Origin of the sequence: Streptomyces sp. NPDC051218 (assembly GCF_044455475.1) — a bacterium.
Classification (GTDB): domain Bacteria; phylum Actinomycetota; class Actinomycetes; order Streptomycetales; family Streptomycetaceae; genus Streptomyces.
Genome location: NZ_JBITEU010000015.1, coordinates 26873 through 39437, shown reverse-complemented (window position 1 = coordinate 39437; position 12565 = coordinate 26873). Strand labels below are relative to the sequence as shown.

At 69.6% G+C, this 12565-nt stretch carries 13 protein-coding genes; 5 read left to right on the top strand and 8 right to left on the bottom strand.

The genetic code is table 11. The features are described 5' to 3' along the window. Positions 1-91: 91 nt before the first annotated feature. A complete protein-coding gene (locus ACIBCK_RS35640) occupies positions 92-280 on the top strand; it encodes a hypothetical protein (RefSeq protein WP_399397050.1) in 189 nt (62 codons plus the stop codon). A 28-nt stretch (positions 281-308) separates the two neighbouring features. Here ACIBCK_RS35640 and ACIBCK_RS35635 read toward each other — a convergent pair whose 3' ends face one another. From ACIBCK_RS35635 to nth, 3 genes are all read right to left on the bottom strand, one after another. After that, positions 309-1511 (bottom strand): MarP family serine protease, encoded by a 1203-nt coding sequence (locus ACIBCK_RS35635; RefSeq protein ID WP_399397048.1) that lies wholly within the window; start codon positions 1509-1511, stop codon positions 309-311. Positions 1512-1560: 49 nt separating this feature from the next. Continuing rightward, positions 1561-2343 carry an NUDIX hydrolase gene (locus ACIBCK_RS35630; RefSeq protein ID WP_399397273.1) on the bottom strand — a complete coding sequence of 261 codons (783 nt, stop codon included), beginning with the start codon at positions 2341-2343 and terminating at the stop codon, positions 1561-1563. 106 nt (positions 2344-2449) lie between these two features. Beyond that, positions 2450-3463 carry an endonuclease III gene (gene nth / locus ACIBCK_RS35625; protein ID WP_399397046.1) on the bottom strand — a complete coding sequence of 338 codons (1014 nt, stop codon included), beginning with the start codon at positions 3461-3463 and terminating at the stop codon, positions 2450-2452. Positions 3464-3691: 228 nt separating this feature from the next. On the opposite strand from nth, the gene ACIBCK_RS35620 reads away from it, so the two are divergent. Beyond that, complete coding sequence (locus tag ACIBCK_RS35620; RefSeq protein WP_016642758.1) at positions 3692-4366, top strand: Crp/Fnr family transcriptional regulator; 675 nt, start codon at positions 3692-3694, stop codon at positions 4364-4366. A 145-nt stretch (positions 4367-4511) separates the two neighbouring features. Here the strand turns inward: ACIBCK_RS35620 and ACIBCK_RS35615 are convergent, their stop codons facing one another. The 4 genes from ACIBCK_RS35615 to ACIBCK_RS35600 form a co-directional block, all read right to left on the bottom strand. After that, on the bottom strand, positions 4512-5342 hold the full coding sequence (locus ACIBCK_RS35615; protein WP_399397044.1) for an MBL fold metallo-hydrolase: 831 nt from the start codon (positions 5340-5342) through the stop codon (positions 4512-4514). Beyond that, positions 5339-6199 carry an NUDIX hydrolase gene (locus ACIBCK_RS35610; RefSeq protein ID WP_399397042.1) on the bottom strand — a complete coding sequence of 287 codons (861 nt, stop codon included), beginning with the start codon at positions 6197-6199 and terminating at the stop codon, positions 5339-5341. The genes ACIBCK_RS35615 and ACIBCK_RS35610 overlap by 4 nt, the downstream gene beginning before the upstream one ends. Positions 6200-6277: 78 nt before the next feature. After that, positions 6278-6748: a RidA family protein gene (locus ACIBCK_RS35605; RefSeq protein WP_367043957.1), complete on the bottom strand. Its 471-nt coding sequence runs from the start codon at positions 6746-6748 to the stop codon at positions 6278-6280. Further along, the gene (locus ACIBCK_RS35600) at positions 6745-6906 is read right to left on the bottom strand and encodes a DUF4177 domain-containing protein (RefSeq protein WP_003975360.1); all 162 of its coding nucleotides are present in this window, start codon (positions 6904-6906) and stop codon (positions 6745-6747) included. Before ACIBCK_RS35600 ends, ACIBCK_RS35605 begins: the two co-directional genes overlap by 4 nt. A gap of 82 nt (positions 6907-6988) precedes the next feature. On the opposite strand from ACIBCK_RS35600, the gene ACIBCK_RS35595 reads away from it, so the two are divergent. Beyond that, positions 6989-7969 carry an ArsA family ATPase gene (locus ACIBCK_RS35595; protein WP_399397040.1) on the top strand — a complete coding sequence of 327 codons (981 nt, stop codon included), beginning with the start codon at positions 6989-6991 and terminating at the stop codon, positions 7967-7969. Beyond that, positions 7966-9339 (top strand): ArsA family ATPase, encoded by a 1374-nt coding sequence (locus ACIBCK_RS35590; RefSeq protein WP_399397039.1) that lies wholly within the window; start codon positions 7966-7968, stop codon positions 9337-9339. The genes ACIBCK_RS35595 and ACIBCK_RS35590 overlap by 4 nt, the downstream gene beginning before the upstream one ends. Positions 9340-9519: 180 nt before the next feature. Here the strand turns inward: ACIBCK_RS35590 and ACIBCK_RS35585 are convergent, their stop codons facing one another. Continuing rightward, positions 9520-9864: a WhiB family transcriptional regulator gene (locus tag ACIBCK_RS35585; RefSeq protein ID WP_361829254.1), complete on the bottom strand. Its 345-nt coding sequence runs from the start codon at positions 9862-9864 to the stop codon at positions 9520-9522. A gap of 416 nt (positions 9865-10280) precedes the next feature. Here ACIBCK_RS35585 and ACIBCK_RS35580 point away from each other — a divergent pair, with 416 nt between their 5' ends. Further along, on the top strand, positions 10281-12557 hold the full coding sequence (locus ACIBCK_RS35580; RefSeq protein ID WP_399397038.1) for a transglycosylase domain-containing protein: 2277 nt from the start codon (positions 10281-10283) through the stop codon (positions 12555-12557). Positions 12558-12565: the final 8 nt, after the last annotated feature.

Genomic DNA, 12565 nt, shown 5'->3' with positions numbered 1-12565 from the left:
TGTCCTTCGAACGGCCAATTGCCTCCCGCATAGGCCAATTGGGGCCCGTGGGCGCGATTACCGACCTTGGGGCACGGGCAGACGTCCGGGTATGGGCTGGACGCACGACTACAGTGACGCAGCACGCAACCGCCGCTCGGCCACAGCGCTGAACAGCCGTGAGAGGGGCGCTCCGCATGATCAGGGCCATGAGGGCCCCGCTCAAGCCATCGGCATTCCCCGCATCCTGCGCCGCAGGGCCCGCTGGGTCTCGGCGCGGCTGAGGCATACGCGCGCCTGACCCGGCCCGTCCTCCGGCTGCGCGCCGTCTAGAGCGCGCAACCCTCGCTGTCGACCTCTTGGTTGGCGGTGCGGCCTGCCTTGATGTCCTCGCGGACCTCGTCGGCGGTGAGGGCGTATCCGGTGTCCGGGTCGTCGAGCGACTTCGCGAACACCACGCCGTAGACCTTGCCTTCGGGCGTGAGCAGCGGGCCGCCGGAGTTGCCCTGGCGGACGGTCGCGTAGAGCGAGTACACATCGCGGCGAACGGTGCCGCGGTGGTAGATGTCCGGGCCGTTGGCCGTGATGCGCCCCCGCACGCGCGCGGGCCGGACGTCGTACGGGCCGTTCTCCGGGAAGCCCGCGACGATCGCGTTGTCACCGCTGGTCGCGTCCTTCGACGTGAACTGCAGCGCGGGCGCGTCGAGCGTCGGCACGTCCAGTACGGCGATGTCGCGCTCCCAGTCGTAGAGCACGACCTTGGCGTCGTACGTCCTGCCGTCCCCGCCTATCTGCACCGTCGGCTCGTCCACGCCGCCGACCACGTGCGCGTTGGTCATCACGCGACGCTCGGAGAAGACGAAGCCGGTGCCTTCGAGGACCTTGCCGCAGCCGCGGGCCTCGCCCTGCACCTTCACGATGGAGCGCCTGGCCTTCGTGGCGACCTCGCTCTTGGCGAGCTTGGGGTCGGGGGCCTGGACCTCGGTGATGGGCTCGTTCGAGAACGGGCTGAAGACCTGCGGGAAGCCGTTGCGCGCGAGGACCGACGAGAAGTCCGCGAACCAGGTGTCGGCCTGGTCGGGCAGGGTGCGCGAGACGCCGAGCAGAATCTTCGAGTTGCGTACTTCCTTGCCGACCGTCGGCAGCGTCGTACCCGCGAGGGCGGATCCGATCAGCCAGGCGACGAGGAGCATCGCCAGTACGTTGACCAGCGCGCCGCCCGTGGCGTCCAGGGCGCGGGCGGGCTGCCAAGTGATGTATCTGCGGAGCTTGTTGCCCAAGTGCGTGGTGAAGGCCTGGCCGATGGAGGCACAGACGATCACGATGACGACGGCGACGACGGCGGCCGTCGTGCTCACCGCTCCCTCGTCGTCCGTGAGGGCGCCCCAGATGACGGGCAGCAGGTACACCGCGACGAGTCCGCCGCCCAGGAAACCGATCACCGACAGGATGCCGACGACGAATCCCTGGCGATAGCCGACGACCGCGAACCATACGGCGGCGACCACCAAAAGGATGTCCAGCACGTTCACCGATTCAATCCTCGCCTCGCATCGCGGTCGCCACGTCCCCGCAACCTTGTCATGCGCGCCAGTCGAGCGGCACCTGCTTGGTGCGGTCCCAGGGGCGCTCCCAGCCTGCGAAGTGCAGGATTCTGTCGATCACACCGGCCGTAAAACCCCAGACCAGAGCGGATTCGACGAGGAAGGCCGGGCCTTGGTGGCCGCTCGGGTGCACCGTCGTCGCGCGGTTCCCGGGATCCGTGAGATCGGACACGGGGACCGTGAAGACGCGGGCCGTCTCGGCCGGATCGACGACGCCGACGGGGGTGGGCGTGCGCCACCAGCCGAGCACCGGGGTCACCACGAAGTCGCTCACCGGGATGAAGAGCTTGGGCAGCACGCCGAAGAGCTGGACGCCTCGGGGGTCGAGGCCGGTCTCCTCCTCGGCCTCGCGCAGGGCGGCGCGCAGGGGGCCGTCGGTCAGCGGGTCGCCGTCCTCGGGGTCGAGGGAGCCGCCGGGGAAGGAGGGCTGGCCCGCGTGCGAGCGCAGGCTTCCGGAACGCTCCATCAGGAGCAGCTCGGGGCCGTGTGTGCCCTCTCCGAAGAGGATCAGTACGGCGGACTGGCGTCCGGCGCCGCTCGCCGGGGGCAGGAAGCGGCTGAGTTGGGTCGGCTGGACCGAGTCGGCGGCGCGGGCGACGGGGTCGAGCCAGGCGGGGAGTCCTTCGGTGCTGAGGCGCACGGGGCTGAGGCGCTCGTGTCCGTTGGGGCTGAGGCGCGTGTGTCCGTCGGGGCTGCCTGGTCGCCCGGGTTTTTGTCCGGGCCTCTGGCCGTGGCCCTCGAAGCCGTTCCCGTCGCTCATGTGCGTATCGCTCGTGTCCGTCGTCTGGCTCGTGTCGCTCGCGTGCGTCATCGGCACCCCCGTCCAACTGTGGACAACGCCTGTGGGCCCTCGGTTGGTTCCTCGCTCATGCGGCGCCCAGCGGGGGCGCGGGCTTCCCGGGATAGTCCGGCGGGGGCTTGAGGCGCTGGCCCGGCAGGCCGCCCATCTCGTACTTCAGGAGCTTCTTCGCCTTCTCCGGGTCGGTCTCGCCCTCTCCGTACGACGGACAGAGATCGGCGATCGGGCAGGCGCCGCAGGCGGGCTTGCGGGAGTGGCAGATGCGGCGGCCGTGGAAGATCACTCGGTGCGAGAGCATCGTCCACTCGCTCTTCGGGAAGAGGTCGGCGACGGCGGCCTCGACCTTCACCGGGTCGGTCTCCTCGGTCCACTTCCAGCGCCGGACGAGCCGCCCGAAGTGGGTGTCCACCGTCAGGCCGGGGACACCGAAAGCGTTCCCGAGCACGACGAACGCGGTCTTGCGTCCTACGCCGGGCAGCTTGACCAGGTCCTCTATGCGGCCGGGGACCTCGCCGCCGTGGTTGTCCCTGAGGGCCGTGGCGAGCCCCATGATCGACTTCGTCTTCGCCCGGAAGAACCCGGTCGGCCGGATCAACTCCTCGACCTCGTCGGGGTTGGCGGCAGCGAGGTCCTCCGGGGTCGGGTACGCGGCGAAGAGGCGCGGAGTCGTTTGGTTCACCCGCAGGTCGGTGGTCTGCGCGGAGAGGACCGTGGCGATGAGCAGCTCGAAGGGGTTCTCGAAGTCCAGCTCGGGGTGGGCGTACGAGTACACCTCGGCGAGCTCGCGGTTGATGCGGCGGGCTCGGCGGACGAGGGCGGCGTGGGACTCGGGTTTGGCGCCGGCCTTGGCTTTGGGCGTGGGCGCGGGCGCGGACTTCTTCGCGGGGGCGGTCTTCTTGCTCGCGGGGGCGGCCTTCTTGGCCGCGGCGCTCTTCTTGGCGGGGGTGGATTTCGCCGCGGCCGGGGTGGCCTGTTTCTTCTCCGAAGGCTTCCTCACCGGTGGCACTTTTGTCCCTTTTGTCGCATTCTCTGGTTCAGCGGAAGCCTGTTCGCCCACAGCGGAATCCGGGCGGGCTTTCACCTTCCCAGCGCTCCTGGCCTGTGTGCTCACCGGCTTTTTGGACACCCGGCCAGCCTAGAGCCCGACACTGACATCCGCCCTGGACCCTATGGATCGGCCCCCAATTGGCCCCCTCCCGCACAGCTTGCGACGCCGGTGCGGCAGACTTGTGACTGATCACACTGTTTGGACCGTCCGGCAAAATGGGGGGTCACAGACCCCTGATGCAGGCCGACAAGGAGAGAACTCGTGGACGACGTTCTGCGGCGCGCCCCGCTCTTCGCGGCGCTCGATGACGAGCAGGCCGCGGAGCTCCGCGCCTCCATGAGTGAGGTGACGCTCGCGCGCGGGGATGCGCTTTTCCATGAGGGTGACCCCGGAGACCGCCTTTATGTGGTCACCGAGGGCAAGGTGAAGCTTCACCGCACCTCACCCGACGGCCGCGAGAACATGCTCGCGGTGCTCGGCCCCGGCGAGCTCATCGGTGAGCTCTCGCTGTTCGACCCGGGTCCGCGTACGGCGACCGCTTCCGCGCTGACCGAGGTCAAGCTGCTCGGCCTGGGCCACGGCGACCTTCAGCCGTGGCTGAACGCGCGGCCCGAGGTGGCCGCGGCGCTGCTGCGTGCCGTTGCCCGGCGCCTGCGCAAGACGAATGACCAGATGTCCGATCTGGTCTTCTCCGACGTGCCCGGGCGTGTGGCCCGCGCTCTCCTCGACCTGTCGCGCCGCTTCGGTGTGCAGTCCGAAGAGGGCATCCACGTCGTGCACGACCTCACGCAGGAAGAGCTGGCCCAGCTGGTCGGCGCGTCCCGCGAGACGGTCAACAAGGCTCTGGCGGACTTCGCGGGGCGCGGCTGGCTTCGGCTTGAGGCGCGTGCGGTGATCTTGCTGGATGTGGAGCGGTTGGCCAAGCGGTCACGCTGACGCGGTTTCGTTGACGCGGTTTCGCTGACGCTGTTTCGTACGCGGATGGGTCCCGCCTCGTTTGGGGCGGGGCCCATCCGTGCTTCCGCACAAACTTTCCCGCCCACCCACCCGATTGCCCCGCGGTCGAGGGCCTCGTCGGCGGCTAGATCAAGCCGTGTTCTCGCAAGTAGTCCAGCTGCGCCCTCACCGACAGTTCCGCTGCCGGCCACAAGGAGCGGTCCACGTCCGCGTAGACGTGGGCGACCACGTCCGACGGGGCCGCGTGGCCGTTCTCCACGGCTGTCTCGACCTGGGCCAGGCGGTTCGCGCGGTGGGCGAGGTAGAACTCGACGGCACCCTGGGCGTCCTCCAGGACCGGGCCGTGGCCCGGCAGAACCGTGTGCACGCCGTCGTCGACCGTCAGGGACCTCAGGCGTCGCAGGGAGTCCAGATAGTCCCCCAGACGCCCGTCAGGGTGCGCCACGACCGTCGTACCGCGGCCAAGGACCGTATCCCCCGTCAGGACCGCCTGATCGGCCGGGAGATGGAAGCAGAGGGAATCCGCGGTGTGGCCCGGCGTCGGGACCACCCGGAGCTCCAGGCCGCCCGTCGTGATCGCGTCACCCGCGCCCAGACCCTCGTCACCGAGGCGCAGCGCGGGGTCGAGGGCCCGCACCTTGGTGCCGGTCAGCTCGGCGAAGCGGGCCGCGCCCTCCGCGTGGTCGGGGTGGCCGTGCGTGAGGAGGGTCAGCGCGACCCGCTGCCCGGCCTTCTCGGCCGTGGCGATGACGTTCCGGAGGTGTACGTCGTCCAGGGGCCCCGGGTCGATGACGACCGCGAGCCCGGAGTCCGGCTCGGACACGATCCAGGTGTTGGTCCCGTCCAGCGTCATCGCGGACGCGTTGGGTGCCAGGACGTTGACCGCGCGGGCGGTGGCGGGACCACTGAGCACTCCGCCCCGGGGCTGGCCGGGAAGAGCGGCGGCTTCGGTCATGCGGAACCCCTCGTAGGGATGTGCTTGGTGAACTCCTCGTGGCCCGGCCACGTCAGTACCAACTCGCCCTCCTCCAGGCGTGCCTGGGCCAGGACCGGGGTGAGGTCCGGGGCGGCAGCGAGGGCGTCCGCGGCCGAGCCGTAGGGGGTCAGTTGGCGCAGGGTCGCGATGGTGGGCGGCATCATCAGGAGGTCGCCCTTGTCGTACCCCGCCGTGGCCTCCCCCGGAGCGATCCACACCGTACGGTCGGCCTCCGTGGAGGCGTTGCGCGTGCGCTGCCCCTCCGGGAGAGCCGCCACGAAGAAGAACGTGTCGTAGCGCTTCGGCTCGAACTCCGGGGTGATCCACCGGGCCCAGGCGGCGAGCAGGTCACTGCGGAGGATCAGGTCCCGCCGGTCGAGGAATTCCGCGAAGGAGAACGCGCGGGCCACCAGCGCCTCGCGGTCCGCCTCCCAGTCCTCGCCCGTGGTGTCGCCGACCACGGTCGACGGGGTGGGCCCGGCGAGCAGCACGCCCGCCTCCTCGTACGTCTCGCGGACAGCGGCACAGACGATCGCCTGGGCGCCCGGCTCGTCCACCCCGAGACGCGCCGCCCACGTAGCGCGCGAAGGGCCCGCCCAGCGCACGAGGTGGTCGTCGTCCCGCGGGTCCACACCGCCACCCGGATACGCGTACGCGCCTCCGGCGAAAGCCATGGAGGCGCGTCTGCGCAGCATGTGTACGGCGGGGCCCGTCACGGAGTCCCGCAGGAGCATGACCGTGGCCGCCCGGCGCGGAGTCGCGGGTGTCAGTTCACCGCTGCTCAGCGCACGGATGCGGTCGGGCCACTCCGGGGGGTACCACTGCCCATTAGCCATGGGCGGAGGCTATCCCCTAGTGGGCGGATGTTCGAGAGGCAACTATCGGGTGCCAGAAGGCAGCCGACAGGGCGCCGGTCACGCCTCGGTCAGCTCCACCTGGATCTCGACCTCGACCGGCGCGTCCAGCGGCAGGACCGCCACGCCCACGGCGCTGCGGGCGTGCACGCCCTTGTCGCCGAGGACCTCACCGAGCAGCTCGCTCGTGCCGTTGATCACGGCGGGCTGGCCCGTGAAGTCCGGGGCCGACGCCACGAAGCCGACGACCTTCACGACCCGCGCGATCCGGTCGAGGTCACCGGCGACGGACTTCACCGCGGCGAGCGCGTTCAGCGCGCACGTGCGGGCCAGTTCCTTGGCCTCCTCGGGGGTCACCTCCCCGCCGACCTTGCCGGTCATCGGAAGCTTGCCGTCCACCATCGGGAGCTGGCCCGCGGTGTAGACGTACACACCGGACTGGACAGCCGGCTGGTAGGCGGCGAGCGGCGGCACGACCTCGGGCAGCGTCATGCCCAGCTCGGCCAGCTTCGCCTCGACATTGCCGCTCATGCCTGCTTCTCCCGCTTCAGGTAGGCCACGAGCTGCTCAGGGTTGTTCGGCCCGGGGACGACCTGGACGAGCTCCCAGCCGTCCTCGCCCCAGGTGTCCAGAATCTGCTTCGTGGCATGGACGAGCAGCGGCACGGTTGCGTATTCCCACTTGGTCATATGGCCGACTGTAGCCGTTGTGAGGCACTGCTCACGGTGGCCTCCTGCTTAGTCCGTACGGCGACTGGTTAGGCTCGGAAGTGTGAGCAGGCTCCAGGTCGTCAGCGGCAAGGGCGGTACCGGCAAGACCACGGTTGCCGCCGCACTCGCGCTCGCCCTCGCGACGGAGGGCAAGCGCACTCTCCTCGTGGAGGTGGAGGGCAGACAGGGCATCGCGCAGCTCTTCGAGACCGAAGCGCTGCCGTATGAGGAGCGGAAGATCGCCGTCGCTCCCGGGGGCGGGGAGGTGTATGCCCTCGCCATCGATCCCGAACTGGCGCTGCTCGACTACCTCCAGATGTTCTACAAGCTGGGCGGCGCCGGACGGGCGCTCAAGAAACTCGGCGCCATCGACTTCGCCACCACCGTCGCGCCGGGCCTGCGGGACGTCCTGCTGACCGGCAAGGCCTGCGAGGCCGTACGCCGCAAGGACAAGAGCGGGCGTTACGCGTACGACTGCGTGGTGATGGACGCGCCGCCCACCGGCCGCATCACACGCTTCCTGAACGTGAACGACGAGGTGGCCGGGCTCGCCAAGATCGGGCCCATACACAACCAGGCACAGGCCGTGATGCGCGTCCTCAAGTCACCGGAGACAGCGGTCCACTTGGTGACGCTCCTCGAAGAGATGCCCGTCCAGGAGACCGCCGACGGGATCGCCGAGCTGCGCGCCGCGGGGCTCCCCCTGGGGCGCGTCATCGTGAACATGGTGCGGCCCGCGCTGCTCGACGAGGACGCCCTGGAGCACGGGCTCGGGCAGACACCTCGTACCGCCATCGCCAAGTCCCTGTCCGCCGCCGGGCTCGGCGGGGCGCGTCGAGGAGGCGTCGCCGAGCGTCTGGTCGACCCGCTCCTGGAGCAGGCCGCCGAGTACGCCGAGCGGCACGCCCTGGAGGGCTCCCAGCGGGCCGTCCTGGGTGAACTCGGCCTCCCCCTGCACGAACTCCCGCTGCTGGCCGGGGGAATGGACCTGGCGGGGCTCTACGAACTCGCGACGCAACTGCGGAAGCAAGGGATCGCATGACCTCGGACCCGGCACGGAACGCGGAAACGGCACGCCCCCTGGACCCGGCCCGCACGCTCGACGCGGACGCCCTGCTCGACGACCCGAAGACCCGCATCGTGGTGTGCTGCGGCTCCGGAGGCGTCGGCAAGACGACCACGGCGGCGGCACTCGGCCTGCGCGCGGCCGAACGGGGCCGCAAGGTCGTCGTCCTGACCATCGACCCGGCGCGCCGGCTCGCCCAGTCCATGGGGATCGACTCGCTCGACAACGTCCCGCGCCGGGTCAAGGCCATCGAGAGCTCGTCCGGCGACGGCGAGCTGCACGCCATGATGCTCGACATGAAGCGCACCTTCGACGAGATCGTCGAGGCGCACGCGGACAAGGAGCGGGCGAGCGCGATCCTCAACAACCCCTTCTACCAGTCGCTCTCGGCGGGCTTCGCAGGCACGCAGGAGTACATGGCGATGGAGAAGCTGGGGCAACTGCGCTCCCGCGACGAGTGGGACCTGATCGTCGTCGACACGCCGCCGTCACGCTCGGCCCTTGACTTCCTCGACGCGCCGAAGCGCCTCGGCTCCTTCCTGGACGGGAAACTGATCCGGGTGCTCATGGCACCGGCGAAGGTGGGCGGCCGGGCCGGGATGAAGTTCCTGAACGTCGGGATGTCGATGATGACGGGGGCCCTGGGCAAGCTGCTCGGCGGTCAACTGCTGCGGGACGTCCAGACGTTCGTCGCCGCGATGGACACCATGTTCGGCGGGTTCCGCACCCGCGCGGACGCCACGTACCGGCTGCTCCAGGCGCCGGGCACGGCCTTCCTCGTGGTGGCCTCGCCCGAGCGTGACGCGCTGAGGGAGGCGGCGTACTTCGTGGAGCGCCTGGCGGCGGACGACATGCCGCTCGCCGGTCTCGTGCTCAACAGGGTGCACAGCAGCGGCGCCGCTCAGCTCTCGGCCGAGCGGGCGCTTGCCGCCGCGGAAAATCTTGATGAGCGCCGCATTGTGGATCAGGAGGACGGGAAGGTTGCAGTTCGTAGCCCCAGCGAGGCTTCCCCCGAGGCACACGAGGCTCCCGCCGAAGCACCCGAGGCTCCCGCCGAACCCCACGACACTCAGCAGTCCGACCCTCAGCGGCCCGATGCCCAGCAGCCCGATGCCCAGCAGCCCGTGGACCAGCTGACCGCCGGTCTGCTGCGACTGCACGCGGAACGCATGCAGCTGCTCGCACGCGAACAGCGCACGCGCGACCGCTTCACCGCGCTTCACCCCGAGGTGGCCGTGGCCGAAGTGACGGCGCTGCCCGGTGACGTGCACGACCTGGCAGGCCTTCGGGCCATCGGCGACCGACTCGCGGGCGGTACGGACGGCGATCCGGCCGGAGCTGTATGAACGCCGGGGCCGTATGAACGGCGGAGCCCGCAGGAACGCCGGAGCTTTATGAACGCCGCAGCGCATGAACGCCGGTGCTGCCTGCACAGCGAGGCCGGCCCACCGCCAAGCGGCCGATGGGGCCTCCCCCCGAAGGGGTTGTGCCTCCCCCGCGGGGCACCGCCACGCGGCTGACGGGCGCTAACCCACCGCCGCGTAGCTCTCGTACGTCTCGTCGTCCTCCAAGTCCACGGGCAGCAGGCCCGCGCCGCGCTCGTACTCGGAGCGCGCCGTCTCCAGGAGATGGCGCCACGAGGTGACCGTGGGACGCCTGCGCAACAGTGCGCGGCGCTCCCGCTCAGTCATGCCACCCCACACGCCGAACTCGACGCGATTGTCCAGCGCGTCGGCCAGGCACTCCGTGCGCACCGGACAGCCGGTGCACACCGCCTTGGCCCTGTTCTGCGCTGCTCCTTGAACGAACAGTTCATCTGGATCGGTAGTGCGGCAGGCCGCCTGCGCACTCCAGTCGGTTACCCAGCCCATACCGGCGCCGTCCTCTCCCGAATCGAGGCTCCCCCACGGCGGCAGCGGCATATTCACCGCCGCCAGTTGAGGACGTTACGGAAGGTGGGCACAGCGCAACACCCCCTTCGGGCCCAATCTTGAATGGCCCGAACGGACTATGCGTAAGCGGCAGATCACCCGACGGAGTGAGCTGGCGACATGCGTGATTAACCCGTCAAATGCGGGCACTTCAGCTGAGTCACAACGGGCATCGAATGCCGCATGAGGCGAATTCGGACACACTTTCCCTGGCGCTTGGAGAGCATGGGAAGACCCCACTCGGGATTCGGGACCGACGGAGGGGTTGTTGCCAAACCGCAGTGCTGTGACAGTTGAGAGCAGCTTAGGCCAAGGCATTGAGGCCTGTCCGGCGAATCAGAACGTAGGCTGCCCCCATGGGAAAGAAGCGCTCGGGCGGTGGTCTGTCACCAACTCAGCAGGCCGCGAAGTTCCTAGGTGTCAGCGTGCTCGCGGGAGCCGTACTGGCAGGTATCGCCCTGCCCGCGGCCGGCGCGCTCGGCCTCGCGGCGAAGGGCTCGGTGGAGGAGTTCGACGAGATCCCGTCCAACTTGGAGCAGCCGCCGCTGAGTCAGCGCACGACGATCCTCGACAGCGAGGGCGGCTCCATCGCCACGGTCTACTCGCGTGACCGCACGGTGGTCCCCCTCACGGAGATCTCGCCGTACATGCAGAAGGCGATCGTCGCGATCGAGGACTCCCGCTTCTACGAGCACGGCGCGGTCGACGCGAAGGGCATCCTGCGCGCGCTGAACCAGAACGCGCAGAGCGGCGGCGTCTCCCAGGGCGCGTCCACGCTCACCCAGCAGTACGTGAAGAACGTCTTCGTCGAGGAGGCGGGTGACGACCCGACGAAGGTCGCCGAGGCCACGCAGCAGACCCTCGGGCGCAAGATCCGCGAGCTGAAGTACGCGATCCAGGTCGAGGAGAAGCTCGGCAAGAAGCGCATCCTCAGCAACTACCTGAACATCACCTACTTCGGGCAGCAGGCGTACGGAGTCGAGGCCGCGGCCCAGCGTTACTTCTCCAAGCCCGCCAAGGACCTGCAGGTCCAGGAGGCCGCGCTGCTGGCCGGCATCGTGCAGTCCCCCAGCCGTTACGACCCCGTCAACGACACCGAAGAGGCCACCAAGCGCCGCAACGTGGTGCTGCAGCGGATGGCGGAGACGCACGACATCACGCAGGCGGAGGCCGAGGAGGCGAAGGCGAAGCCGCTCGGCCTGAAGGTGAGCAGGCCCAAGAACGGCTGCATCACGGCGGTCAGCGGCGCCGGGTTCTTCTGTGACTACGTACGCGAGGTCTTCCTCTCCGACCCGGTCTTCGGCAAGACCAAGGAGGAGCGGGCCAAGGTCTGGAACCAGGGCGGTCTGCGCGTCAAGACGACTCTCGACCCGAAGGCACAGCAGTCCGTCCAGGCCTCGATAAAGGATCACGTCAACCAGTCCGACGACGTGGCGACGGCCGCCACCATCGTCGAGCCGGGGACCGGCAAGATCCTCGGCATGGGCCAGTCGCGGCCCTACGGCTTCAAGAAGGACGAGACCACGATCAACCTCTCCGTGGACGACTCCATGGGCGGCGGCGCGGGCTACCAGCCGGGATCGACGTTCAAGCCGATCGTGGCCGCGGCCGCCCTGGAGGGCGGGATGCCGCCCACGAAGAGCTACGGCTCCCCGTACGAGATGCCGTATCCGGACAGCGTCGCGGCGTGCGACGGCAAGAAGTGGGCGAACACCGGGAACTGGAAGCTCACCAACGAGAACGAAGCCGAGGTCGGCCCGTACGACATGCGGGAAGCGACCGCGAAGTCGGTCAACACGTACTACGTGGAGATGATCGGCGACATCGGGATCTGCCCGGTGACGCAGATGGCCGAGAAGATGGGCGTCGAGCGGGCGGACGGCCGGAAGATCGACCAGGCGCCGTCGATCGCGCTCGGCACCCAGGAGATGTCGCCGCTGACGATGGCGGGCGCGTACGCCACGTTCGCGGCGCGCGGCAAGCACTGCACGCCCGTCGCCATCGAGTCGATCGCCGGGCCTGGCGGAAAGTCGCTGCCCGTGCCGAAGTCGACGTGCTCGCGCGCCATGACGGCGAAGACCGCGGACACGATCAACACCCTCCTGAAGGGCGTGGTCGAGGACGGAACCGGCAAGCAGGCCGGCCTCGGCTCCCGCGCGAGCGCGGGCAAGACGGGTACGACCGACTTCCGCTACGCCGCCTGGTTCGTGGGCTACACCCCGAACATGTCGGGCGCGGTCTGGGTCGGCGACCCGCAGCACAAGCGGCGGATGGTCGACATCCCCATCGGTGGAGTCCACTACGACAAGGTCTTCGGCGGTGAGGTCCCCGGTCCGATCTGGCGGGACGCGATGAGCGGCGCGCTAGCGGGCAAGCCCGCGCCGGGCTTCAACACGGTCCACATCCCGGACGGCAACAAGGACAAGGACGAGCACCACGACGACAACAAGCCGCCGGGTAACGGCAACGGCGGCGGTGGCGGCGGCAATGGTGGTGGCGGGGGCAACAACGGCGGCGGTGGCGATCCGTGGCCGGACATCTCGCTGCCGCCGGAGGTCATCGGCGGTGGCGGTAACGGCGGGAACGGCATCGGAGGCGGTGACGGTGGCGGGATCGGCGGCTGGGGCCGGTAGGCGGCGGC